This is a genomic window from Streptomyces klenkii (assembly GCF_003626645.1).
Classification (GTDB): Bacteria; Actinomycetota; Actinomycetes; order Streptomycetales; family Streptomycetaceae; genus Streptomyces; species Streptomyces klenkii.
On the sequence record NZ_RBAM01000004.1, the window covers coordinates 418737 to 442738 of the forward strand.

The 24002-nt window shown below is 73.5% G+C and carries 21 protein-coding genes and 1 pseudogene; 11 read left to right on the plus strand and 11 right to left on the minus strand.

The window, feature by feature from the left end; translation table 11 throughout:
- Nucleotides 1–70 precede the first annotated feature (70 nt).
- The 3 genes from D7231_RS12010 to D7231_RS12020 form a co-directional block, all read right to left on the minus strand.
- Nucleotides 71–784 (minus strand): SDR family oxidoreductase, encoded by a 714-nt coding sequence (locus D7231_RS12010; RefSeq protein WP_120755231.1) that lies wholly within the window; start codon nt 782–784, stop codon nt 71–73.
- The gene (locus tag D7231_RS12015; RefSeq protein ID WP_120755233.1) at nt 781–1200 is read right to left on the minus strand and encodes a 5-carboxymethyl-2-hydroxymuconate Delta-isomerase; all 420 of its coding nucleotides are present in this window, start codon (nt 1198–1200) and stop codon (nt 781–783) included. The genes D7231_RS12010 and D7231_RS12015 overlap by 4 nt, the downstream gene beginning before the upstream one ends.
- A 194-nt stretch (nt 1201–1394) precedes the next feature.
- The gene (locus tag D7231_RS12020) at nt 1395–2846 is read right to left on the minus strand and encodes an MFS transporter (RefSeq protein WP_120755235.1); all 1452 of its coding nucleotides are present in this window, start codon (nt 2844–2846) and stop codon (nt 1395–1397) included.
- Nucleotides 2847–2982: 136 nt separating this feature from the next.
- Here D7231_RS12020 and D7231_RS12025 point away from each other — a divergent pair, with 136 nt between their 5' ends.
- On the plus strand, nt 2983–3336 hold the full coding sequence (locus D7231_RS12025; RefSeq protein ID WP_120755237.1) for an ArsR/SmtB family transcription factor: 354 nt from the start codon (nt 2983–2985) through the stop codon (nt 3334–3336).
- Between the two features lie 83 nt (nt 3337–3419).
- Here the strand turns inward: D7231_RS12025 and D7231_RS12030 are convergent, their stop codons facing one another.
- The gene (locus D7231_RS12030) at nt 3420–4631 is read right to left on the minus strand and encodes a uroporphyrinogen-III synthase (RefSeq protein ID WP_120755239.1); all 1212 of its coding nucleotides are present in this window, start codon (nt 4629–4631) and stop codon (nt 3420–3422) included.
- Between the two features lie 191 nt (nt 4632–4822).
- Here D7231_RS12030 and D7231_RS12035 point away from each other — a divergent pair, with 191 nt between their 5' ends.
- From D7231_RS12035 to D7231_RS12055, 6 genes and pseudogenes are all read left to right on the plus strand, one after another.
- Nucleotides 4823–7006 carry a molybdopterin oxidoreductase family protein gene (locus D7231_RS12035; RefSeq protein ID WP_120755241.1) on the plus strand — a complete coding sequence of 728 codons (2184 nt, stop codon included), beginning with the start codon at nt 4823–4825 and terminating at the stop codon, nt 7004–7006.
- Complete coding sequence (locus D7231_RS12040; RefSeq protein ID WP_120755243.1) at nt 7003–8223, plus strand: NAD(P)/FAD-dependent oxidoreductase; 1221 nt, start codon at nt 7003–7005, stop codon at nt 8221–8223. Before D7231_RS12035 ends, D7231_RS12040 begins: the two co-directional genes overlap by 4 nt.
- Nucleotides 8223–10877 carry a nitrite reductase large subunit NirB gene (gene nirB, locus D7231_RS12045; RefSeq protein ID WP_120755245.1) on the plus strand — a complete coding sequence of 885 codons (2655 nt, stop codon included), beginning with the start codon at nt 8223–8225 and terminating at the stop codon, nt 10875–10877. Before D7231_RS12040 ends, nirB begins: the two co-directional genes overlap by 1 nt.
- Nucleotides 10874–11245: pseudogene (nirD, locus tag D7231_RS37440) on the plus strand (nitrite reductase small subunit NirD); the annotation flags it as partial. The gene nirB and the pseudogene nirD, both read left to right, overlap by 4 nt.
- Before the next feature lie 120 nt (nt 11246–11365).
- On the plus strand, nt 11366–12679 hold the full coding sequence (locus D7231_RS12050) for a nitrate/nitrite transporter (RefSeq protein ID WP_241999688.1): 1314 nt from the start codon (nt 11366–11368) through the stop codon (nt 12677–12679).
- 3 nt (nt 12680–12682) lie between these two features.
- Nucleotides 12683–13507 (plus strand): sirohydrochlorin chelatase, encoded by an 825-nt coding sequence (locus D7231_RS12055; RefSeq protein WP_120755249.1) that lies wholly within the window; start codon nt 12683–12685, stop codon nt 13505–13507.
- Here the strand turns inward: D7231_RS12055 and D7231_RS12060 are convergent.
- From D7231_RS12060 to D7231_RS12070, 3 genes are all read right to left on the minus strand, one after another.
- Nucleotides 13423–13917 (minus strand): pyridoxamine 5'-phosphate oxidase family protein, encoded by a 495-nt coding sequence (locus D7231_RS12060; RefSeq protein ID WP_194960676.1) that lies wholly within the window; start codon nt 13915–13917, stop codon nt 13423–13425. The two genes, D7231_RS12055 and D7231_RS12060, sit on opposite strands and share 85 nt — an antisense overlap.
- Nucleotides 13918–13992: 75 nt before the next feature.
- On the minus strand, nt 13993–14502 hold the full coding sequence (locus D7231_RS12065) for a GNAT family N-acetyltransferase (protein WP_277875577.1): 510 nt from the start codon (nt 14500–14502) through the stop codon (nt 13993–13995).
- Nucleotides 14503–14765: 263 nt separating this feature from the next.
- Nucleotides 14766–16037 (minus strand): globin domain-containing protein, encoded by a 1272-nt coding sequence (locus D7231_RS12070; RefSeq protein WP_241999664.1) that lies wholly within the window; start codon nt 16035–16037, stop codon nt 14766–14768.
- A gap of 282 nt (nt 16038–16319) precedes the next feature.
- Here D7231_RS12070 and D7231_RS12075 point away from each other — a divergent pair, with 282 nt between their 5' ends.
- The gene (locus D7231_RS12075) at nt 16320–17000 is read left to right on the plus strand and encodes a response regulator transcription factor (protein ID WP_120755253.1); all 681 of its coding nucleotides are present in this window, start codon (nt 16320–16322) and stop codon (nt 16998–17000) included.
- Between the two features lie 96 nt (nt 17001–17096).
- Here D7231_RS12075 and D7231_RS12080 read toward each other — a convergent pair whose 3' ends face one another.
- Entirely contained in the window at nt 17097–18557 is a 1461-nt protein-coding gene (locus D7231_RS12080; RefSeq protein ID WP_120755255.1) for a sensor histidine kinase, read from the minus strand.
- Between the two features lie 220 nt (nt 18558–18777).
- The gene (locus tag D7231_RS12085) at nt 18778–19656 is read right to left on the minus strand and encodes an alpha/beta fold hydrolase (protein WP_120755256.1); all 879 of its coding nucleotides are present in this window, start codon (nt 19654–19656) and stop codon (nt 18778–18780) included.
- Between the two features lie 208 nt (nt 19657–19864).
- On the opposite strand from D7231_RS12085, the gene D7231_RS12090 reads away from it, so the two are divergent.
- Both D7231_RS12090 and D7231_RS12095 read left to right on the plus strand, forming a co-directional pair.
- A complete protein-coding gene (locus D7231_RS12090) occupies nt 19865–20740 on the plus strand; it encodes a helix-turn-helix transcriptional regulator (protein WP_391474184.1) in 876 nt (291 codons plus the stop codon).
- A gap of 40 nt (nt 20741–20780) precedes the next feature.
- Entirely contained in the window at nt 20781–21995 is a 1215-nt protein-coding gene (locus tag D7231_RS12095; RefSeq protein WP_241999665.1) for an FAD-dependent oxidoreductase, read from the plus strand.
- An 11-nt stretch (nt 21996–22006) separates the two neighbouring features.
- Here D7231_RS12095 and D7231_RS12100 read toward each other — a convergent pair whose 3' ends face one another.
- Nucleotides 22007–22435 (minus strand): MarR family winged helix-turn-helix transcriptional regulator, encoded by a 429-nt coding sequence (locus D7231_RS12100; protein ID WP_120755260.1) that lies wholly within the window; start codon nt 22433–22435, stop codon nt 22007–22009.
- Between the two features lie 76 nt (nt 22436–22511).
- Nucleotides 22512–23354: an NAD(P)H-binding protein gene (locus D7231_RS12105; RefSeq protein ID WP_120755262.1), complete on the minus strand. Its 843-nt coding sequence runs from the start codon at nt 23352–23354 to the stop codon at nt 22512–22514.
- 92 nt (nt 23355–23446) lie between these two features.
- On the opposite strand from D7231_RS12105, the gene D7231_RS12110 reads away from it, so the two are divergent.
- The gene (locus D7231_RS12110) at nt 23447–24001 is read left to right on the plus strand and encodes a MarR family winged helix-turn-helix transcriptional regulator (protein WP_241999666.1); all 555 of its coding nucleotides are present in this window, start codon (nt 23447–23449) and stop codon (nt 23999–24001) included.
- Nucleotide 24002 lies beyond the last annotated feature (1 nt).

The window sequence follows — 24002 nt, forward strand, 5'->3', positions numbered from 1 at the left end:
CGCAGCCGTGGAGAAGGCTGCCGGGTTCCGCGGGACCGGCCCGTCCCGGTGACAGGGGCCGCGGCCGCGATCAGGCGATCGCGCCGCCGCCTTCGATGAACAGCGTGGTGCCCGTGCTGTACGGATTGCCCGCCACGTAGAGGATCGCGTCGGCGATGTCCTCGGGCTCGCCCACGCGGCCGACGGGGAGCCGCTCGGCAGCGGCCTCGTACATGGCCTCGCGGTCCTCCGCGGGGAGGCCGTCCCACAGCGGCGTCCTGATCAGGCCGGGGGAGACGGCGTTGACGCGCAGCGGTGCGTATTCCAGGGCCAGCCCGCGGACGAGGGCCTCCAGCGCGGCGTTGATCGCGCTCTGTAGCGCGGCGGCCTTTCCGGGCCGTACGGACAGGTAGCCGGTGACGATGGTCAGCGAGCCGGCGGGGCTGATCCGCAGCGCGCGGGCCAGGCGGTAGGCGCCCCAGAACTTGCTGTCCATCGCGGCGCGGGCGGCGTCGAGCGGCAAGGTGTCGACGCGGCCCATCGGCGTGTCGGCCGCCGTGATGACGACGTGGTCGAACGCGCCCGCAGTGCCGGCGAATTCCTCGACCGAGGCGTCGTCGGTGATGTCCAGGACCCGGCCGGTCGCGGGTGCGCCGATGCTGCCCACCGCGGCGTCGATCTTCTCCTTGGAGCGGGAGGCGATGGTGACGTGTGCGCCCTGTGCGGTGAACTGCCGGGCAGTGGCCAGGCCGACGCCTGAGCTCCCTCCGACGACGAGGACGCGCTTTCCTTGGTAATCGGTCATGGTGTGGTGCTCTCCTGTAGGACGAGGGGAAGGACGGGGGCCTGGGAGGCCAGGTCCTCGGAACGGGTGCGGGAATAGCTCTCACGGTTCAGCTCGGTGATCTGAACCGATATGTCGCAGGAGGTCTCCGTCATCGTCCGCCGGAAGTGCCGGCCCAGGACGCGCAGGGCTTCCTGGCTGATGCGGCTCTTGGCGTCCGCGGACTTGCCCGCGAAGGTGCGGATGTCGAGATTGACGAACGCCTGCTCGTACGTGCCGTCGCCGATGTAGGCGTTCAGCCGGACGACCCTGCTCTTGAAGTCCTGGACACGGAAGCCGCCGACTTCCGAGAGCGCAGCATGCAGTTCCCTGAACAGGCCGGCTTCGTCGACCGATTCACGGATGTTGCCCGAGTGCTCGAGCATGAGGTGGGGCATGCCGATTCCTTTCTCTGTTTCACGTGGTGATGCCGGCGTATACCTCCTCCTCTGCGTTCTGCCTTGCAGGCATCTACCGACGGCGGATACGCCGGCATGACGGAACCGCCGGCACGGGGCCGGCGGTTCCGGGTCTGTGGGTGTTTCTGCGGGTGCTCCTGCGAGCGTTTCCTGTGGGGGCTCCTGCGGGTGGGCTACTTCGCCGGGACGGCGGCCTTGGCGGCCGCCGGGGCGGTGGCGGCGGCAGGGGCGGCCGCGGCCTTGGCCTTGGCGGCGCGGTGGATGCCGAAGGCGCTCAGCAGCGCGCACCCGACCAGCGCCGCCACCGCCCACCCCAGGGCCGTCTGCAAGCCCGACGTGAACGTGTCCGACTTCGCGTCGCCCACGATCAGGCCCATGATCGCGACGCCGATCAGGCCGCCCAGCTGGCGCGACGCGTTCAGGACGCCGGAGGCGATGCCGATGTTGCCGGAGTCGACCGCGGAGAGCATGGCGTTCGTCATGGCCGGGACGACCAGGCCGATGCCGAAGCCCGCCACCAGGAACTGGGCGACGATGGCGAAGTACGAGCCGGAGTGCACGGCCGGGAGCGTGCCGAGGTAGCCGAGGGCGGCCAGCGAGCTGCCGGTGATGAGGACGGCACGGGCGCCGTACCGCTTGGCGAGCGGGCCGCAGGACAGGTTGGCGGTCATGATCGCGGCGGTCATCGGGAGGAACGCGAGGCCGGCGACGATCGGCGAGTAGTCCCAGACGGACTGGAAGAACAGGCTGAAGACGAAGATCAGGCCGTAGAAGGCGAAGTTGACGAGGACGCCGATCAGCGAGGTCGAGGTGAACGCCTTGCGGCCGAAGAGGTGCAGCGGCAGCATCGGGTCGCTGCTGCGCTTCTCGGCGGCGACGAAGGCGATGGTCGCGACGGCGAAGGCCACGAGGCAGCCGATGACGAACGCCGAGCCCCAGCCCCGGCCGTTGGCCTCGATGATGGCGGCGGTGAAGGTGCCCAGCGCGACCACGGCCAGCACCTGGCCGAGCAGGTCGAAGGAGCGGCGCGGGGCGTCGGCGGCGCGGACGGTGGCCGGGGCGTTGGCCTGGGTCAGCCAGATGCCGGCGACAGCGATCGGGACGTTCACGAAGAAGATCGACCGCCAGCCGAGCTGGTCGATGAGGACGCCGCCGACCACCGGGCCGAGGGCGAGGGCGAGGCCGCCCGCCGCGGCCCACAGGCTCACGGCCTTGGCGCGCTCGCCGGCGTCGGGGAACGACTTGTTCACGATCGACAGCGAGGACGGGACGATCATCGCCGCGCCCAGGCCCTGGACCACCCGGGAGACGATCAGCGCGACGAGCGTGGTGGAGGCGCCGCAGGCGAAGGACGCCACGGCGAAGAGCGCGAAGCCCACCTGGTAGATCCGCTTCGGGTCGAAGCGGTCGCCCAGCGAACCGGTGGACAGCAGGAACGCGGCGAAGGTGAGGGTGTAGCCGTTGATCACCCACTCCAGCCCGGAGAGGCTGCCGCCGAAGTCCTTGCTCAGCGCGTCGGTGGCGACGTTGACGACGCTGACGTCGAGGATGACGACGACGAACCCGAGGCAGGCCGCGAGCAGCGACAGCTTCCTTTTCGCAGTACTGGGTTCACTCTGGGACATGCCTATTCCTAAAGGTCGGTCGGACGGGGCGGGGGTGAAGGGCGTACGACGCGAATAGACTGTTCGATGCGACGCGAACACGTAGACTGTACGCAGATCATCGAACACTTTGCAATCGTTCGTCAGGAAGGCCGTTATGACCAAGGGAAACGTCGCGGCTCCGGCGTCGGCATCGGCGTCGCACCGCACGCCACCGGAGCACGTCCATCCCCGGGACGTGCTCCTGGAGACCGCCATGGCCGCGCTCAGCGACCCCGTACGGCTCGCGCTTGTACGGGAGTTGGCGGCCAGTGAGGACTGGGAGCGCACCTGCGGCAGCTTCGACGTGCCGGTCCGCAAGGCCGCGCTGAGTCATCACTTCGCGGTGCTGCGCTCCGCGGGGCTCATCGAGCAGCGCGACGCGGGCGCCAAGCGCATCAACCGGCTGCGCCGTGCCGAATTCGATGAGCACTTCCCGGGGCTGCTGGACCTCGTCCTGCGGCGGCGGTAGGAAGCGGGCGCAGGGCCGGGGCGGTCCTTAACGGTCCTTCATGGCCGCGGCCGGCCGGAGTGGTTCCGGTGCGGGCTTTCGGCTCAGTCGTCCACTGCCAGTCTGTAGCCGCGTTTCGGCACCGTGCGGATCAGGATCGCGTGCGTGCCCAGTGCGCTGCGCAGCCGGCCCACCGCCGCTTCCACCGCGTGTTCGTCCGCCCGGGCGCCCGCCCACACCCGCTGGAGCAGTTCGCTGCGGCTGAGGACCCGGCCCGGGCGGGCGGCCAGGGCGTGCAGGACCGCGGCCGGGACCGGGGGCAGCCAGATGGCTTCCGCGCCCGCGAGGAGGGCGCTGCCCTGGAGGACGAGGGGGCGCTCGCCGGTGCGCAGGACGCGGCGTTCGCGGGCCGGGAGGGTGTCCGTGAGGGTGCGGACGAGGGCGCCGAGGCGGCCGCGCTCCGGCCAGGTCGCCGGGACGCCGACGTCCTGGAGCGGGCGGGCGCACAGCGGGCCGACGCAGACCGGCAGGACGTCGTCCCGCAGCGCGGCGAGGACCTCCGCGTACAGGCCGGCCGCGTGCGCGGACTCCAGGAAGAAGACGATGGCGGGCGCGCTGGTGAAGGTGAGGGCGTGGACCTCGCGCCGTACGGTCTGCCCGACCAGGCGCCGTACCGCGTCGGTGTCCTCCGGCGGCGTCCACCGGTAGACCGGCACGCCGATGACCTCGGCGCCGCGCTCCCGCAGCGCGTCGGAGAAGCCGTCGAGGGGCACGCCGTGCTCCTGGACGGCGATGCGGCGGCCGGTCAGGTCGCGGGCGAGGAGCCAGGTCAGGAGCTCGTCGGTGGCCTCGGAGCCGGGCGAGTACGCCTCCTCCAGGCCGCTGGCCCGCACCGCGCCCGTCGCCTTGGGCCCGCGGCTGAGCACCTCCGCGCCCCGGCACGCCCCCGCGAGCCCCGCCCCGTGCCCCCAGCCCTCCGCGGCGCTCATCCACCCCCGCCAGCCGACGCCCGTCGTGGCGACGACGTAGTCGAGCGGGGCGGCGAGGCAGCGCTCGGTGGCGCGGCGCAGCGCCACGTCGTCGTCGAGCGGCAGGATCCGCATCGTGGGCGCCTCGATCACCCGGGCGCCCCTGCGCCGGATCAGGGCCGTCAGCTCGTCGCGCCGCCGGTCCGCGGTCACCCCGACGACGAAGCCGGTGAGCGGGCCTGTCTCGGGCCCGGGGCCCGGCCCTATGTCCGGCCCTATGCCCGGCCCCGGGCCCGGTCCGGGGTCAGGTCCTGTGCCCGGGCCGGTGTCAGCGCTGGTCGTTGCCATGCGCGCATGGTCCGTCGGCGGGGTTTCGGCGCCGTTGCGCCGCAGTCACACAAGCGTTAGGGAAAGCTTGCGGCAGGTTACGGCAGATGTCGTACGGCCCGCGCCGCCCGCCCGGCCGTGTGAAGGGCTTGTTCCGGGCAGGCAACACCGCCGACGCCGGCACGTAACGGCGCGGCGTGAACCTCAGTGACATGACGACCTCCGGCCCAGGCCCCGGCACCGCCACCGACACCCATTGCCCGTACTGCGCCTTGCAGTGCGGCATGCGGCTGCGTCCGGGCGCCGGGCCGGAGCCCGTGGAGGTCCTGGAGCGCCCCGGCTTCCCCGTCAACCGGGGCGCCCTGTGCGGCAAGGGGCGGACCGCCGCCGCCGTGCTGCGCCCCGGCGTGCGGCTCACCGAGCCCCTCGTCCGCGACTCGCGGGACGCCCCGCTGCGCCCGGCCTCCTGGGACGAGGCCCTCGACCGGGTGGCCGCCGGCCTCATGGCGGTGCGGCGCCGCTACGGCAACGACGCCGTCGGCGTCTTCGGCGGCGGCGGGCTCACGAACGAGAAGGCGTACCTGCTGGGGAAGTTCGCGCGCGTCGCGCTCCGCACCCCGAACATCGACTACAACGGCCGTTTCTGCATGTCGTCCGCGGCGGCCGCGCACCGCCGCGCGTTCGGCATCGACCGCGGCCTGCCCTTCCCGCTCGCGGACGTCGCCGGCACGGACTGCGTGATCCTGGTCGGCGCCAACCCGGCCGAGACGATGCCCCCGGCGCTGCGCTACTTCCGCGAACTGCGCGAGAACGGCGGCCGGCTGATCGTCGTCGACCCGCGCCGCACGCGCACCGCCGACCAGGCCGACCTGCACCTCCAGCCCCTCCCCGGCACCGACCTCGCCCTCGCGCTCGGGCTGCTGCACCTGCTGATCGCCGACGGCCGGGCCGACAAGGACTTCATCGCCCGCCGCACGACCGGTTTCGCGCAGGCGCGGGCCGCCGCGATGGCGCACTGGCCGGGGCGCGTGGAGCGGATCACGGGCGTGCCGGTGACGCAACTAGCCGCCGCGGCCGCCATGTTCGGGGAGGCTCCGCGCGGCATGGTGCTGACCGCGCGCGGGCCCGAGCAGCAGAGCAAGGGCACGGACACCGTCAGCGCGTGGATCAACCTGTGCCTGGCGGCCGGCAAGGCGGGCCGCCCCGGCTCCGGCTACGGCTGCCTGACCGGCCAGGGCAACGGCCAGGGCGGCCGCGAACACGGCCAGAAGGCCGACCAGCTCCCCGGCTACCGCTCGATCACCGACCCCGCGGCCCGCCGCCACGTCGCCGCCGTCTGGGGCATCGACCCCGACGACCTGCCCGGACCCGGCCGCAGCGCGTACGAACTCCTCGACTCGCTCGGGGGTGATGGGGGCGACGGCAGCGGCGGCGGTATCGGCGGTAACAACAGCGACGGCCGCGTCCGCGCGCTCCTGCTCATGGGCTCCAACCCGGCCGTCTCCGCCCCCCGCGCCGCCCACGTCACCGAGCGGCTGCGCGCGCTGGACCTCCTCGCCGTCGGCGACGTCGTCCTCTCCGAGACGGCCCGGCTCGCCGACGTGGTCCTGCCGGTCACCCAGTGGGCGGAGGAGACCGGTACGACCACGAACCTCGAAGGCCGCGTCATCCTGCGGCGTAAAGCCGTCGACGCCCCCGAGGGCGTACGCAGCGACCTCGCCGTCCTGCACGGGCTCGCCGCCCGGCTGGGCGTGCCCGAAGGGTTCCCCGAGGACCCCGAGGAGGTCTTCGAGGAGCTGCGGCGCGCCTCGGCCGGCGGCCAGGCCGACTACGCGGGCATCAGCTACGGCCGCATCCGCGCCGAGGACGGCGTCTTCTGGCCCTGCCCGGCCCCGGACCACCCCGGCACGCCCCGCCTCTTCCTGGACCGCTTCGCCACCCCCGACGGGCGGGCGCGGTTCGCCGCCGTGACGCACCGGCCCGCCGCGGAGGAGCCCGACGGCCCCGACGGCGACTATCCGCTGTTCCTGACGACGGGCCGCGTCGTCGGCCAGTACCAGAGCGGCGCCCAGACGCGGCGCGTCGACGAGCTCAACCGCTCCGCGCCCGGCCCGTTCGTGGAGGTCCACCCGGTCCTCGCCCGGCGCCTCGGCGTCGCGGAGGGCGAGCTGCTGGCGGTCAGCAGCAGGCGCGGCCGGGCGGTCGCCCCCGCCCGCGTCACCGACACCATCCGGCCGGACACCGTCTTCATGCCCTTCCACTGGGGCGGGAAGGGACGCGCCAACTCCCTCACGAACCCCGCCCTCGACCCGGTCTCGCGGATGCCCGAGTTCAAGGTGTGCGCGGTACGGGTGGAGAAGGCCGAGGCTTCTGCTGTTACGGATGCGGCATCGTGACCCGGCGCATCGCCGTCGTCGGCGCGGGCATGGCCGCCGCCCGCTTCGCGGAGCGCTTCCAGGCCTTCGGCGGGGACGCGGAGGTCACGCTGTACGGGGCCGAGCCGCGCGCCCCGTACAACCGGGTGCTGCTCGCCGACGTCCTCACGGGCCGCTACGCCGCGGACGACCTCACGCTGCCGGCCGGCGAGGCGCGGCTGCGGACGGGCTGCGAGGTGACGGGGCTCGACACTGTGGCCCACACGCTGGAGCTGGCGGACGGGGAGCGCGTCCCGTACGACGAACTGGTCCTGGCCACGGGCGCGGAGCCGGTCGCCTGCGGCGAGCTCGGGCGGGGCCGGGTGCACGTGGTGCGGACCGCCGACGACGGCGAGGCGCTGGCCGGCGCGGCCGCCCGCGCCCGCCGGGCGGTGGTGATCGGCGGCGGCGTCCTCGGGGTGAGCGTGGCCCGGGCGCTGGCGTCCTGCGGGCTGCCGGTGACGATCGTCCACCGGGCCCCGTACCTCGTCGAGCGCGACCTGGACGGCCCGGCGGGCGAGCTCCTGCGCCGGGGCCTGGCGGGCCTGGGGGTGGAGGTGCGCACGGGGGTCACGGTGCGGGAGGCGGAGCCGGGGGCGGGGGAAGGGGAAGGGGCGTACGGGGCCGTCCGCGTCGAACTCTCCGACGGTCACACCCTCGACGCCGACCTCGTCGTCGCCGCCTGCGGCGTCACGCCCCGTACAGCCCTCGCCCGCGCCGCCGGCCTCCCCGTCCGTACCGGCGTCGTGGTCGACGACAGCCTCTCCTGCGCCCCCGGCGTGTACGCGATCGGCGACTGCGCCGAGCACGCCGGCCGTACGCACGGCACGGCCGGCCCCGCCTGGGAGCAGGCCGACGTGCTGGCCGCGCGCCTCTCCGGTGCCTCGCCGGACGCCGTGTACGAGGGCTCGCGCCCGTACGCCCGGCTGTCGGCCGGGCCCCTGGAGTACGCGGCGTTCGGCGACGCGGCAGCCGCCGGCGAGGACGGCCTCGACGTCCTCCGCATCGCCGACGCCACCCGCGGCTCGTACAAGAAGCTCGTCCTGCGCGGCGACCGGATCGCCGGGGCCGTCCTCCTCGGCGACCTGGCGACGGTCGGCGCCCTCGCCCGCGCCTACGAACGGGGCGAACCCGTACCCAGTGACCCCTTCCACCTGCTGACCTCGCCCACCTCGCCCACCTCGCAAGGAGCCTCCTGATGACGGCTGCACGACGCCTGGTTCTCGTCGGCCACGGCATGGTCGGACAACGCTTCCTGGAAGCCCTGTTCGAGCAGGCCCCGGCCGGGCCGGCCACCGAATGGCAGGTCACCGTCCTCGCCGAGGAGCCGCGCCCCGCCTACGACCGCGTCCACCTCACCTCCTGGTTCTCCGGCACCTCCGCCGAGGAGCTCTCCCTCTGCCCGGACGGCTTCCTGGAGAAGTACGGCATCGAGCTGCGCCTCGGCGACCGCGCCACCGCCGTCGACCGCGCCGCCCGCACCGTCACCACCGCCTCCGGGCGGCAACTCCCGTACGACGCGCTCGTCCTGGCCACCGGCTCGTACCCGTTCGTGCCGCCCGTCCCCGGCCACGACGCCCCCGGCTGCCACGTCTACCGCACCATCGAGGACCTGGAGGGCATCCGCGACGCCGCCGCCACGGCCGGCGCGGGCGCGGTCATCGGCGGCGGGCTGCTCGGCCTGGAGGCGGCGGGCGCGCTCAAGGCCATGGGAGTGCCGACCCACGTCGTGGAGTTCGCGCCCCGCCTCATGGCGATCCAGGTGGACGACGGAGGCGGCGCCGTCCTGCGCCGCAGGATCGAGGACCTGGGCGTCACCGTCCACACGGGCGCCGGAGCCCGGCGCATCGAAACCGGCGCGGACGGCGCGGCGCGGGCCCTCACCCTCTCCGACGGCCGGCAACTCCCCACCGACCTGGTGATCTTCGCGGCCGGCGTGCGCCCGCGCGACGAACTGGCCCGTGCCTGCGGACTCCCCGTGGGCGAGCGCGGCGGCATCGTCATCGACGAGCACTGCCGTACGGCCGACCCCGCCGTCCTCGCCATCGGCGAGTGCGCCCTCGCCGCCGACGGCCGCGTCTACGGCCTCGTCGCCCCCGGCTACGCCATGGCCGAGACCGCCGCGCGGGCCGTCACCGCGACCGCTCGCGACTCCCACCACACCGCTCGCGGCTCCCTCACCGACGGCGGCACCTTCACCGGCGCCGACACCTCCACCAAGCTCAAGCTCCTCGGCGTCGACGTCGCGAGCTTCGGCGACGCGCACGGCGCCGCCGACGGCGCCCTCGACGTCACGTACTCCAACAGTCGGGACGGCGTCTACAAGAAGCTGGTCATCGGCGCGGACGGTGCCCTCCTCGGCGGTGTCCTCGTCGGCGACACCGAGGCGTACGGCATCCTGCGCCCCCTCGCCCTCAGCGGCACGCCGCTGCCCGCCCCGCCCGAACAGCTGGTGCTGCCCGCCTCCGCCGGGGTTCCGGCCGGGCCCGTGACCCTGCCCGACGAGGCGGTCGTGTGCTCGTGCCACCACGTCACCAAGGGCGCCGTCAGGGCGGCGGTGAACGACAAGGGCTGTACGAGCGTCCCCGAGATCAAGCAGTGCACCAGGGCCGGCACGGGCTGCGGCAGCTGCGTGAAGCTCCTCGGCACGCTCGTGACCGACGAGCTCGCCGCCGCGGGCGTCGAGACCGCGCGCGGCCTGTGCGAACACTTCGAGCACACCCGCGCCGAGCTCTACGAGATCATCCGCGTCAAGGGCATCGACGGCTTCGCCCGCCTCGCCGACGAGCACGGGACGGCAGCGGGCAACGGCGTGGAGGCCGGCAAAGGCGCGGACGGCTGCGACGTCTGCAAGCCCGTCGTCGGTTCCATCCTCGCGAGCCTCGGCAACGGCCACATCCTCGACGGCGAGCAGGCCGCCCTCCAGGACACGAACGACCACTTCCTCGCCAACCTCCAGCGCAACGGCTCGTACTCGGTCGTCCCGCGCGTCCCCGGCGGCGAGATCACCCCCGCCGGCCTCATCGTCATCGGCGAGATCGCCCGCGACTACGGCCTCTACACGAAGATCACCGGCGGGCAGCGCATCGACCTCTTCGGCGCCACCGTCGATGCGCTCCCGCACATCTGGCGGCGGCTCGTCGACGCCGGCTTCGAGTCCGGCCACGCCTACGGCAAGGCCCTGCGCACGGTGAAGTCGTGCGTGGGGGAGACCTGGTGCCGCTACGGCGTGCAGGACTCCGTCGGTCTCGCCATCGAACTGGAGCTGCGCTACCGCGGGCTGCGCGCCCCGCACAAGCTCAAGTCGGCCGTCTCCGGCTGCGCCCGCGAGTGCGCCGAGGCGCAGAGCAAGGACTTCGGCGTCATCGCCACCTCCACCGGCTGGAACCTCTACGTCGGCGGCAATGGCGGCATGACCCCGCGCCACGCCGACCTGCTCGCCTCCGACCTCGACCGCCCCGCGCTCCTCCGCACCATCGACCGGTTCCTGATGTTCTACATCCGCACCGCCGACCGCCTGGAACGCACCGCCCCCTGGCTCGAACGCCTCGACGGCGGCCTCGACCACCTGCGGGCCGTCGTCATGGACGACTCCCTCGGCATCTGCGCCGACCTGGACGCGCTCATGGCCCGCCACATCGCCACGTACGAGGACGAGTGGGCGGCCACCCTCGCCGACCCCGTCCGGCTGCGCCGCTTCGCCTCCTTCGCCAACGCCCCCGGCACCCCCGACCCGACCGTCCGCTTCGTCCCCGAACGGGGCCAGATCCGCCCTGCCCTGCCGCACGAGGACGGGCAGGTCCTCACCGCGCCGCTGATCGCCGGCGCTCAGCTGGAGGTGCGTACAGGATGACCGAGACGGTTGAGTCGAACGCGTCGAACGTGTCGGCCGATACGACTGCGTCGACCGTGGAGATCTACGACGGAACGGGCTGGCAGCCCGTGTGCGAGTGGGACGGGCTCGTCCCCGGGCGCGGGGTCGCGGTGCTGGTCGGCGACCAGCAGGTGGCGGTCTTCCGCGACCGGGCCGGGGAGGTGTACGCCGTCGGCAACCGCGACCCGTTCAGCGGCGCGCACGTCCTCTCGCGCGGCATCCTCGGCAGCCGCGACGGCGCGCCGGTGGTGGCCTCGCCCATGTACAAGCAGGCGTTCTGCCTGCGGACGGGCGCCTGCCTGGACGAGCCGCTGGCGCCGGACGGCAGCGAGGCGGCGGTACGGGTGTGGCCGGTGCGGCGGGGGGTGGCCCCGGAGCCCGTGGTGTCGTACGAGCCCCCTGAGCCCGTCGCAGGCGCACCTCGTCGTGCTGGTCACGCCGGTCATGCCGGTCACGCCCGCCACGACATCGCCGACTGGCGCCCCGAGGACCCCGTCTTCTGGAAGGAGACCGGCGCCCGGACCGCCCGCCGCAACCTCCTCTTCTCCGTCCTCTCCGAGCACATCGGCTTCTCCGTCTGGAGCCTGTGGTCCGTCCTGGTCCTCTTCCTCGGCCCCGAGTACGGCATCGACCCGGCCGGAAAGTTCCTGCTCACCGCCCTGCCGACGGCCCTCGGCGCCGTGCTGCGGCTGCCGTACACCGTCGCCGTAGCGGCCTTCGGCGGCCGCAACTGGACGGTGATCAGCGCACTCCTGCTGCTCGTCCCGACCGTCCTGGCCGGAGTCCTCCTCGAACCCGGCGTCTCCTACGGGACGCTGCTCGCCGTCGCGTGCGCCGCCGGCGTCGGAGGCGGCAACTTCGCCTCCTCCATGGCCAACATCAACGCTTTCTACCCGCAGCGGCTCAAGGGGTGGGCCCTCGGCGTCAACGCGGGCGGCGGCAACCTCGGCGTCGCCGCCGTCCAGCTCCTCGGCCTGCTGGTCCTGGCCACCGCGGGCAGCGGCAACCCGCGCCTGCTGCCGCTGCTCTACCTCCCCCTCATCGCGCTCGCGGCCCTCGGCGCCGCCCTGCGCATGGACAACCTGACCGGCCTGCGCAACCACAAGCGCGCCCTGCGCGAGATCTGCCGCGAGCCGCACACCTGGGTGATGTCGGTGCTCTACATCGGCACCTTCGGCTCCTTCATCGGCTTCGGCTTCGCCTTCGGGCAGGTGCTTCAGGTGCAGTTCCACGGCGACTTCGACACCCCGGTCAAGGCCGCGGGCCTCACCTTCCTCGGCCCGCTCCTCGGCTCGCTCGTGCGCCCCGTCGGCGGGCTGCTCGCCGACCGCTGGGGCGGGGCCCGCGTGACCCTGGTGAACTACGGGGCGATGGCGGCGGGCGCGGTGACCGTCCTGGTCGCGTCCCGGGAGGGCTCGCTGCCGCTGTTCGTCACCGGCTTCGTGGCCCTGTTCGTCTTCAGCGGCATCGGCAACGGCTCGACGTACAAGATGATCCCGGCGATCTTCCGGGCCCGGGCCCGGACCGCGGTGGAGGCGCACGGCGCCGACCCGGCCGCGGCCGAGGAGACCTCGCGGCGCCGCGCCTCGGCCCTGATCGGCGTCGCCGGCGCGGTGGGGGCCTTCGGCGGCGTCCTGGTCAACCTCGCCTTCCGGCAGTCCTTCCTCGGCTCGCACAACGGCGACGCTGCCTATCTCGCCTTCCTGGCCACGTACGCCCTGTGCGCCGCCCTGACGTGGGCGGTCTACCTGCGGCCCGGCCGCGGTCCGGTGGGGGTGTAGACCGTGCCCGCTCTCGTCCTGGCCGCCCACGGCACCCGGAACCCGGCCGGAGCCGCCGTCACCGAGGCGCTCGCCGGGCGCGTACGGGCGCTGAGGCCGGACCTCGACGTCCGGGCCGGCTACCTCGGACTGGTGGCGCCCGCCCTGGATGACGTCCTGGCCGGACTGCGGGGCGAGGCGGTGCTCGTGCCGCTGCTGCTCGGGACCGGTCACCACGTACGGGTCGACATTCCGGCCGCGGCGGCGTCCGCGGGGCCCCGGCTGCTGTGCCGTACGGCCCCCGCGCTGGGGCCGCACCCGCTGCTCGCGGAGGCTCTCGCGGACCGGCTGGCGGAGGCGGGGCGGGAGCCCGGCTCGCCGGCGCCCGTCGTCCTCGCCGCCGCCGGGTCCTCCGACCCCGCCGCCCGGGCGGACACCACCCGCATGGCACGGTTGCTCGCCCTGCGGCTCGGGGTCCGCGTGGAACCGTCGTACGTGTCGGGCCGCGGGCCGCGCCCCGGGGAGGCCGTGGCGGCGCTACGGGAGGAGGGGCACGCGGAGGTGTCCGTCGCCACGTATCTGACGGGGCCGGGGCACTTCAGCGAGTCTGTACGTGCGTCCGTGCGTGCGTCCGTACGTGAGCCCGTGCATGAGCCCATGCATGCGTCCGTAAGCGCGTCCGTACGGAGGAGAGTGAGAGATATTTCCGTGTCCGCTCCGCTGGGCCCGCACGAGGCCGTGGCCCGGCTGGTCGTCCGCCGGTATCAGCAGGCCGCGACGGGCGGATGCGGGCACCCGGGGATCAGTCGGACACCCGTCACGAGCGACGGGCGGATCCGTACCGCGTAGTCCATCCGCTCGTCCCACCAGGGCGTCAGGAGCGCGGCACAGCGGGCGAGTTCGTCCGGGTCGGTGACCGGCGTGCAGTAGCCGGTGACGACGACGCTCCAGCCGAGGTGGGTGACGGGGTCGATGGCGTCGGCCTCGTACGCGACGACGACGCGGCGGGCGGCCGCCCCGGGCTGTTGTGCGGGTGCCGCCGCGGTTGCCGCTGGTGCCGCGAGTCCGGCCAGGGAGGAGCCCTCGTGGGTGCGGATGACGATGTGGCCGCCGTCCACGACGTGGTTGACCGGGCGGATGGCCGGCAGCGCGCGCCGGGTGAAGACGACCCGGCCCAGGGAGACGGTGCGCAGGAGCCGGAGGGACTCGGCGCGGGTCAGCTCGACGCGGCGGCGGGGCGGTGCGGTGGTGTCGCTCACCCCTCCAGTAGAGGCGGCCGGGTCACGGGACACCAGGGGCCGAACGGCCCCGGTGACGGACGGCCCCGGTGACGGCTACAGCTCCGGCTCCGGCCGCCCGCGGTGCCGGGACCACTCCGGCGCGAGGATCGACATCACCACGGCGTCGACCTGCTCGCCCTCCCACAGCAGCGCGCCCCGCAGCACGCCCTCCGGTACGAAGCCGGCCTTCTCGTAGACGCGCCGGGCGCGCGGGTTGAAGGCGTACACCTCCAGCGAGATGCGGTGCAGGCCCAGCGTCTCGAACCCGTAGCCGACGATCAGCCGGGTCGCCTCGGTCCCCAGCCCGCGTCCGGGTGCGCCGGGCACGGAGCAGATGCGGAAGCTACAGCTCTCGTTGCCCGGATCCCACTCGTTGAGGACCGCCTCCCCGACGACCTGCCCGGTCGCCCGCTCCACGATCGCGAGGTCCAGACGGTCGTCCTGGGCGCCGCGCGAGGAGTACCAGGCCCGCAGCCCGGCCTCGTCGTATGCGGCGTGGTAACCGGTCAGCCGCGACGTCTCCTCGTCCCGGAACATGGGAAGGAGCGCGGGCACGTCGTCCACGGTGACCGGTCACAGCAGGGCGAGCTCGCCGGTGAGCGTGGGCTTGAAGGCGAAGCCGGGGGCGGCCGGAACGCCTTTGTCGTGATCATCCATGGGCGCAGTGTGCGACGGCGGGGGACGCGCTGTCGTCCGGATATCCGCTGCCGGCCGGGCGATTCGCCGGCTCTAAGCCCCGCGCCCGCTCAGTCCCGCCCGCTCTCGGGCCTGGTCCGTCCTCAGCCCCGCCCGCTCTCAGACTCGCCCGCTCTCTGTCCCGCCCGCCCTCAGGCCCGGTCCGGCAGCGGATCGTGCCGGACGCGCGGGGCAGGCACGCCCTCTGCGGTCAGCCGTGCCACGAGCGGTCCGGCCATGTCCGGCGGGCCGCTCACGAAGGCGAGGTGCCGGGACCAGTCGCCGTGCCCCGCGACGACGTCGGCCAGCGCGCCGTACTCGCCCGGGCCGGGCCCCTCGCCGATCACCTGCGTGACCCGCAGCCACGGGTAGCGGCGGCGCAACTCCGCCGGCGCCTCCGTGTCGTACAGCGCCGAAGGGTGCCGCACCCCGAGGAAGAGGTGCACGCCGCGCTGCGCGACCCTGTGCGCGGCCAGCTCCTGGAGCAGTGCCTTGACCGCGGCCCAGCCGGTGTCGGCCGCGACGAGCAGCAGGTCGTGCGCGGCGTCCTCGTTGTCCAGCGTCATCGTGCCGCCCGGCGGACCGAGCCGCAGGACGTCGCCGACACGGGTGCGCGCCACGAGGGCCTCGCTGACGCCTCCGCGGCCGGTCAGTTTCACGTGGAACTCCAGCTCGCCGTCCGGGCGGGGCGCGCAGGCGACGGAGTACTGCCGCCACGCCTGCGGCAGGGCCGGCGAGGCCACGGAGGCGAACTGCCCGGCCCGGTACGGGTACGGCTCGTGCGGCCGTACGCGCAGGACGGCGAGGTCCGCGCGCCGCAGGTCGTGGTCCGTGACCGTGGCCTGCCAGGCCGCGGGCTCGCCCAGGGCGGCCTCCGCGCCCTCGACCATGGCCGCCACCGCGAACCGCAGCATGCGCACCCACGCCCGCTCCATGCCCTCGCTCCAGCGCGGGCCCGCCGTGCGGCGCAGCGCCTCGCACAGCGCGGCTTCGAACGCCCGGTAGTGCGCGGGCCGTACGCCCAGCTTGCGGTGGTCGCGCCCGAGGCGGGTGAAGGTGGCCGCGACGGCGTCGGGGTCGTGGAGGTTCTCGATCAGGTACCAGAAGATCGCTTCGAGGTGCTTGCGCTGGAACTCCATCGACTCCGGGAAGAGCCGCCGCAGGTAGGGCCGGTGCGCGAACATCGCGTCGTAGAGGTGGGCGATCAAGTCCTCGAAGGGCGTGACGAGTTCGAGGTGGTCGGTGATGACGCGCTGGTCGGCGGCGCCGTCGTACGGCTGCTGCGCCGCCGCCGTGCCCGTCGTCTCTCCGGCACCCTCCGCCCCCTGGCGCCCGGTACCCGCGGGGGAGAGCAGCCGCCTGCGGAGCCGCATCGCGTCGTGCCTGGCGAGCAGGGAGTGGTAGGTGTCGTTGACGGCGTTCACGGGTGGGCAGCTCCTCGAAGGCTCCTCGCACACGGGCTGGGGCGCGCGCCAGTATGGCAACGGGCCCGGGGGACCGCCCGGCCCTGGTCAGCAGGGCCGTTCGGCCCTATCGGCGGGGTGCGCACAGGGTGTGGGCTGGGCCTGCGGTTCGTTGCGCCCGGACCCGGCAGCGGTGCCCGCACCCTGGTGCGCGGTGCCCCTGCCGGGCCCGGACATACTGCGCGTATGGACCGAACCGATCCGGAAAAAGCGGTAGCAATGGAACCGGAAGAAGCGGGCGCAATGGAAACAGCCGCGCCCTTGCGCGTGTTCATCCTCGACGACCACGAGGTGGTCCGCCGCGGAGTCCGCGACCTCCTCGAAGCGGAGCCGGACGTCGAGGTCGTGGGGGAGGCGGCCACGGGCCGGGAGGCCCTCGCACGCGTCCCGGCGACCCGCCCGCACGTGGCCGTCCTCGACGTACGGCTCGGGGAGAGCGGCACGGAGGGCGGCGACCACGGCGGCATCGAGGTGTGCCGCGAACTCCGCGCCCGCATGCCGGGGCTGGCCTGCCTGATGCTGACGTCCTTCGACGACGACGAGGCCCTCTTCGACGCCATCATGGCGGGCGCCGCGGGCTACGTCCTCAAGCAGATCAACGGCTCGGAGCTGGTAACGGCGGTACGGACGGTGGCCACGGGAAAGTCGACACTCGACCCCCGCACGGCATCCCGGGTCATGGACCGGCTGCGCACCCCGCGGGAACCGGAGGTGCTCGAGACGTCGGAACTGGACCGCCTCTCGCCCCGCGAACGGGAGATCCTCGACCTCATAGGCGAGGGCCTGACGAACCGCCAGATCGCCGACCGTCTCTTCCTTGCGGAGAAGACGGTGAAGAACCGCATCTCATCGATCCTGGCGAAGCTGGGGGTGGGGCGGCGGGTCCAGGCGGCGGTCATAGCGGGCAGGACGAAGAGGTCGTAGGGGTCGTAGCGGCCGTAGAGGTCGTAGGAGCCGTAGGGGCATAGGGCATGTGGAGGCGTAGGGGCGTAGGGGCCGCCCGCGTGGGAGCTCCGTGACTCAGTCGGGCAGCGGCACGCTCCATACGATCCGCGTGCCCCCGCCCTCGGGTATCTCCACGGCCAGCCGGCCGTCGTGGAGCTCGGCCCGGGACCGCATGTTGGCCAGGCCGCCGCGCCGCGGGGCGGACCCGACGCCCACGCCGTCGTCCGTCACCGTCAGCGTGGCCCGCTCGGCCACCGTCAGCATGACCTCCACGCGGCGGGCCGCGGCATGCCGGGCCGCGTTGCTGAGCGCCTCCGCCGCCACGGCGAGGATCTGCTCGGCCAGTTCGGCGGGGACGTCGGTGTCGGCCGGCCCCTCGATCCGCAGTGCGGGCGCGAAGCCCAGCGTCCGCGTGGCCGCCTGCACGGCCTCGGCCATGCCGCGCCGCAGGCTCGGCCCGCCGCCGCGGCCGTCCCCGGCCGTCCGCAGGCCGAAGATGGTCGACCGGATGATCTGAATCGTCGTGTCCAGGTCGTCGACCGCCCGGCCGACGCGCTCGGCGGCCTCCGGCCGGTCGATCAGGCGCGTGGCGCTCTGGAGCGTCATGCCGGTGGCGAAGAGCCGCTGGATGGCCAGGTCGTGCAGGTCACGGGCGATGCGGTCACGGTCGTGGAGGACGGCGAGCTCCTCGGACTCGGCGCGGCGCTGGGCCAGTTCGAGGGCGATGGCCGCCTGGTCGGCGAAGCCGGAAATCAGCTTCACCTCGGTCTCGTCGAACGGCGCACGCCCGGCCCGGCGGCGCAGCAGCAGCGCACAGCGGGCACCGTCGCCGGCCTGGAGGGGAACGGAAAGGGTGGGGCCGGAACCGGGCCGGCCGTCGGGCGCTTCCGCGGCCTCCGCGTCGCCGCACCCCACGACGACGGCGCTGTCGGCGTCCGCGACCTCCATCGCCCGCTCGGCGATGAGCTTCAGGGCGGCGTCCGCATCCGTGCCCGACAGCAGGCTGCGGGTGATCTCTCCGAGCGCTTGCAGCCAGCGCTCGCGGCGGCGGCTCTCGTGGTACATGCGGGCGTTGTCGATGGCGACGCCCGCGGCGATGGACAGCGTGGCCAGGACGGCCTCGTCGTCCGCGTCGAACGCGGCGCCGCCCCGCTTCTCGGTGAGGTAGAGGTTGCCGAAGACCTCGTCACGCACACGGACGGGCACACCCAGGAACGTGCGCATGGGCGGATGGTGCTCGGGGAATCCGTAGCTGCGCGGATGGCGCGTGAGGTCGGTGAGCCGCAGCGGGGCGGGGTTGTGGATGAGCTCGCCGAGGATCCCGCGCCCGCAGGGCGTACGCCCGATGCGCGCCGTGAGCTCCTCGGACATGCCGACCGGCAGGAACTCCGACAGCGTCTGCCCGTCCCCGACGATGCCGAGGGCGCCGTACTCCGCATCGGTGAGGGTGACGGCCGCCTCGACGATGCCGTGAAGCACCTGCGGAAGTTCGAGCCCGTGCCCGACGCTCATGACGGCGTCGAGCAGACCGCGCATGCGATCAGCGGACGGTAAATCCGCGGACTGCTGCCCGGCGAACTGCCGCCTGCCGGCGTGCCGATCAGCGGCTTGATCTGCGATTTCCGTCATGACTACTCCCCGGCCCGAATCCCTGCTCAGCAGCGTACGACACCTGCCCGACAGGCCTCGGGGGGCTGTGGATAACTGCCCGTTCCCGCACCCGCGCCCGTTCCCGCATCTGTTCCCGGCCCGGGCCTCACGCACCGCGGGTGGTGCCGAGGGTGAACTCGTCCACCAGCCTCCGGAACTCCTCCGGCTGCTCGAAGAAGGCGACGTGCCCGGTGTCGAGCTCGGCGTACGTGCTGCCGGGGATCGCTGCGTGCAGGTTGCGGCTGTGCTCGACCGGCACGGTGGCGTCCTGGAGGCAACCGATCACGAGCGTCTCGGCCTGGACGCGGGGCAGCAAGGCGCGGATGTCGACGCGCGCGTCGAGGTCGGCGTGGCGGAGGGTGCCCGGGGTGGGTGGCATGTTGGCGGCCATGGCGTCGACCTGCTCCCGCCCGATGGCGTTGAGGAAGCCGCGGCTGAAGCCCGTCATCAGGACGAACCGGCCGAAGGCCACGGGGTCGGACGTGCCGAGCCGGTTCCACAGGCCGAAGGTGCTGCGGAGGAACTCGTCGCCCTCCGTGTGCGCCCAGCCCGCCACCAGGACCAGCCGCCGTACGAGGTCGGGCCGGAGCGCGGCGACGGCCGCGGCGACGGGCGAGCCCATGGAGAAGCCCAGCAGGTCGACGGGCCCGGTCCCGGCGTCCTCGATGACGGCGATGACCTGGGCGGCGAGGCCCTCGACGCTGAGCGGGCCGCCGCCGTCGGTGGTGCGGTCGGTGCCGGAGAGGTCGGGGGTGATGACCGTACGGTCCTCGGCGAACCGCGGGGCGATCTGCCCCCAGGTCAGGGCCGCGCCGGTGGACCCGGTGCCGTGGACGAGGACGAGGGGCGTGCGGGTGCCGTCGGAGGAGCCGAAGCGGTCGTAGTGGACGAGGGCGTCGGCGACGGCGAGGGTGGTGGTGACGGGGGCGGTGGTGACGGGGGCTGTGGTGATGGCGGTAGTGACGGTGGTCGTAGTCGTGGTCATGGGGAGAACTCCTGTTGTGAATGTGTGCCGATAGGGACAGCCCTACCGGTGGGGGACGCCCCCGACGGGCGGCGGAGGCCCTGACCGGTAGGGACGCCCCCGACCGGTGGGGACGTCCCCCACACTCCCGTCGTCCGCAGCCCCGCGGGAGAGCCCTGCCGACCCTGGGACTGCCGGTCCCTGGTTCGCGGCGGACGCGTCGGCGAGGATGATCCGCATGACGACCGCCCGCCCGGACCGCCCGGAGCTCGCCGACTTCCTCCGCCGCTCCCGCGATCGGATCCGCCCCCAGGACGCGGGCCTGCCCGCGGGCCCCCGGCGTCGCACGCCCGGACTGCGCCGCGAGGAGGTCGCCCAGCTCGCGGGCATGTCGGCCGACTACTACATCCGCCTGGAACAGGCCCGCGGCCCGCAGCCCTCCCCGCAGATGCTCGCCTCCCTCGCCCGCGCCCTGCGCCTGGACACCGACGAACGCGACCACCTGTACCTGCTCGCGGGCCACCGCCCGCCCGCGGGCCGCACGGCGGGCGACCACGTGGCCCCCGGCCTGCTCCATCTCCTCGACCAGCTGCCTGCGACACCGGCCCAGGTCCTCAGCGACCTGGGCGACGTCCTGGCCCAGAACGCCATGGCCCGCGCCCTCCTCGGCGGCGTCTGCACCGTCTCCGAACACGGCCGCAACGTCGTCTGGCGCTGGTTCACCGACCCGGCCGTCCGCGCCGCCTACCCGCCCGAGGAACACGAGCACTACGGCCGCCTGCACACGGCCGACCTGCGTGCCGCCGTGGCCCGCCGCGCCGGCGATCAGGCGGCGACCCGCCTGGTCGACCGCCTCCGCGAGGCCAGCGACGAGTTCCGCACCCTCTGGGAACGCCACGAGGTGGCCGTCCGCCGCCGCACCCGCATGCGCGTCCTGCACCACCTGGTGGGCCCCGTCGACCTGGACTGCCAGGTCCTCCTCTCCCCTGACTGCGACCAGCGCCTGATCCTCCTCACCCCGCCCCCCGGCACGGACACCCAGGACCGCCTGGCCCTCCTGGGAGCGGTGGGCACACCGCAGTTCGAGGAAGCGGCGGCAGGGTAGGAGGCGAACAGGGCGCGAAACGGAGCGCAAGAGGAGGCCGATGCTGATGAAGGCCGTGATCTGCGGCGCCGGAATCGCCGGACTGGGCCTCGCCCGCTGCCTCGGCGCCGCCGGCTGGGACGTGGTGGTCCTGGAGAAGGCCCCCGCCCTCCGCACCCAGGGCTACATGATCGACTTCTTCGGCCCGGGCTACACGGCCGCCGAGGAACTGGGCCTCCTGCCTCGGCTGCAAGAGCTCGGCTACGCGGTGCACGAACTCCGCTACGTGGACGAGGACGGCCGCCGGCGCGCGGGCATGACGTACGCGACGCTGGGCCGCGCCATCGGCGGCCGGCTGATCAGCATCATGCGGCCGGACCTCGAACGCGCCCTGTACGAGAGCCTGCCCGCGGGCGTCGACGTACGGTTCGGGACCACCGTCACGGCGGTCGGCGGCCGCGGAGGCAGTGACACCGGCGGCGCGACCGTCACGCTGAACGACGGCACGCACCTCGATGCCGACGTCGTCGTAGGCGCGGACGGCGTCCACTCGGCCGTACGGCGCCTCGCCTTCTGCGAAGCAGAAGGTGATGATGACGACGACCGTCATGTGCGCCATCTGGGCTTCCACACCGCGGCGTTCGTCTTCGAGGACCCCGAGATCCACGCCGCCTGCCGGGACAGCTTCGTCCTCACCGACACAATCGACCGGCAGATGGGCTTCTACGGCCTGCGCGACGGCCGCGTGGCGGCGTTCGCCGTCCACCGGTCGGCCGATCCAGGCCTGCCCGGCGACCCGCGGGAGGCGCTGCGCAAGGAGTACGCGGGGCTCGGCTGGGCCGTCCCGCAGGCACTGCGCGCGTGCCCGCCCGGCGACGAGGTGTACTACGACCAAGTCGCCCAGACCGAAGTGCCGTGCTGGAGCCGGGGGAGGGTGACCCTCGTCGGCGACGCCTGCTACGCGGTCTCACTCCTCGCCGGCCAGGGCGCCTCCCTAGGCCTCGCCGGCGCCCGCCTCCTCGCGGAACAGCTGTCCGAGGCACCGTCGATCGTGACGGCACTGCGGCGGTACGAGGAACAGTGGCGACCCGTGGTCACGGAAAAACAGCGCGCAGCACGCAAGGGTGTCCGCTGGTTCCTCCCCCACTCACAAGCCGAACTACGCGCCCGCCGCCTCGCCCTGCGCGCCGCCAAGCTACCGGGAGCGGGCCGCTACCTGGCCGCGTCCCTGACGGGAAAGTCACGGGGCTTCTTCGGCAAGATGCACGGCTCATAGGCTCATGCGTTCTACATGCTCTCCGGCCGGATGCTTTCCACGTTGCCGGTCATCCGCTCCAGGACACTGACGGCGATCCGGTACTCCTCGTCGGAGATGCCGGCCGCCGACAGGTCGCGGAAGGCGTGAACGCGTGCGGCGACCTCGGTGAGGCGGGCGCGGCCGTCGTCGGTCAGGACGAGCCGGGCGGGTGCCGGGCGTGCCGCCCAGCCGCCGGCGACGACCGCCTCGACGGTGGCGTTCAGGGTGGCGGGGTCGGCGTTGTAGGCGAGGGCCGTTTGCACGGTCGGCATGTCTGTTCCTGTGCCGGGTGGATGGTCCTTGATGACGTTGAGGACCTGCCACGCGAGCCGGGTGAGGCCGAATTCGGCCAGCATGGAGTCCATGGAGCGGGTGAGGGCTTTGTCGGTGCGGTTGAGCCAGTAGCCGATGGGCTTCAAGACGTACTCCCTAGAGGGCTGGTGATGTCATTTCAGCGGCGCAGCGGTTCAGTGATGCCGGGCGCGGGCGCGAGGGTCAGCGCTGGATGAACGCGGCGGCGTTCTCACGGGCCCACTGCCGGAAGGTACGGGCGGGGCGGCCGAGGAGGGTGTGGGTGGTGTCGGCGATGGCGGCCGGACCGCGGTCGGCGGCCTCCCACAGATTGAGCAGGGAGTAAATCATCGGGCCGGGCATGTAGTCCGCCATCTGCCGCTCGGCTTCGGCGCGGCTGATCTTCTCGACCGGGATCTCGCGGCCGAGGGTCTCGGCGAGGACGGCGAGCTGCTCGCGGAAGCTGAGCGACTCGGGACCGGTCAGGGTGACCGAGCGGCCGGTGAGGGACGTGCCGGTCAGGGCCTCGACGGCGATGTCGGCGATGTCCTCGGGGTGGATGGGCGCGATGTGCGCTTCCGGGTAGGCGAGCCGGATCGGCATCGACCGGCTGATGGGGCGGGCCCAGCCGAGGGAGTTGCTGGCGAAGGCGTCCGGGCGCAGGAACGTACAGGTGAGGCCGGAGCAGGCCAGGGCGCGTTCGACCTGGAGGCTGTGGCCGGCGAGCGGGTCGTTCTCGGCGTCCGGGCCGAGCACCGAGGAGGACGAGAGCAGGACGACGTGCTCGACGCCCGCGGCCTCGGCGGCCTTGACCAGCTCGTGGATGCCGGCGGGCTCGGGGTAGAGGAAGACCTGGCGGACGCCGCGGAGCGCGGCGCCGAAGCCCTCGGGCCGGCCGAGGGCGAGCTCGGCGACCTCGATGCCGTCGGGGACGGTCAGCGCGGCGGGGTCGGCGCTGGCGGCGCGGACGGTGAGACCGGCGGAGTGCAGGCGGCCGATGACGGCTCGGCCGACTTTGCCGCGGGCGCCGGTGACGAGGATGGACATGAAGGTACTCCGTTCATGCAAACATGAAATCTGCATATGCATGCTCGCATGCACACATCTGTGGGTCAACACATGTCTGTACGCTGAAGGACATGACCGAGCGCGAGGGGAAGAGAGTGGATGGGATGGACGAGGTGAACGAGGTGAACGAGGCGAACGAGAAGACGGCGGACGAGCTGCTGGATGCCGTGGGCCCGGCTTTCGGAAAGCTGCGGCGTTCCTCGCTCCTGGAGGTCGAGAACCCCATCTCCCAGAAGGACCTGAGCCGCACGCTGGTGCTCAGGATCGTCCTGGAGGCCGAACAGGAGGCGCCGGAGGGCCCGCCGGAGATCACTGTCGGGGCGGTGGCCCGCCACCTGGGCGTGGACCCGTCGGTGGCCAGCCGCATGGTCTCCGACTGCATCTCGGCCGGCTATCTGATCCGGGCGGCCTCCCAGCAGGACGGGCGCCGCACCGTCCTCAACCTCAGCCCCGAAGGCCGCGAGCTGATGGCTCGCTTCACCCGCCACCAGCGCTCGGCCTTCGAATGCATCACCGCCGACTGGACCGAGCACGAGCGCCTGGAGTTCGCCCGCCTCATGCTCAAATACGTCGCCTCCCAGGACGCCCTCCGCCACCGCCCCGCGGCCCAGGACCTCCCGCGCTGAC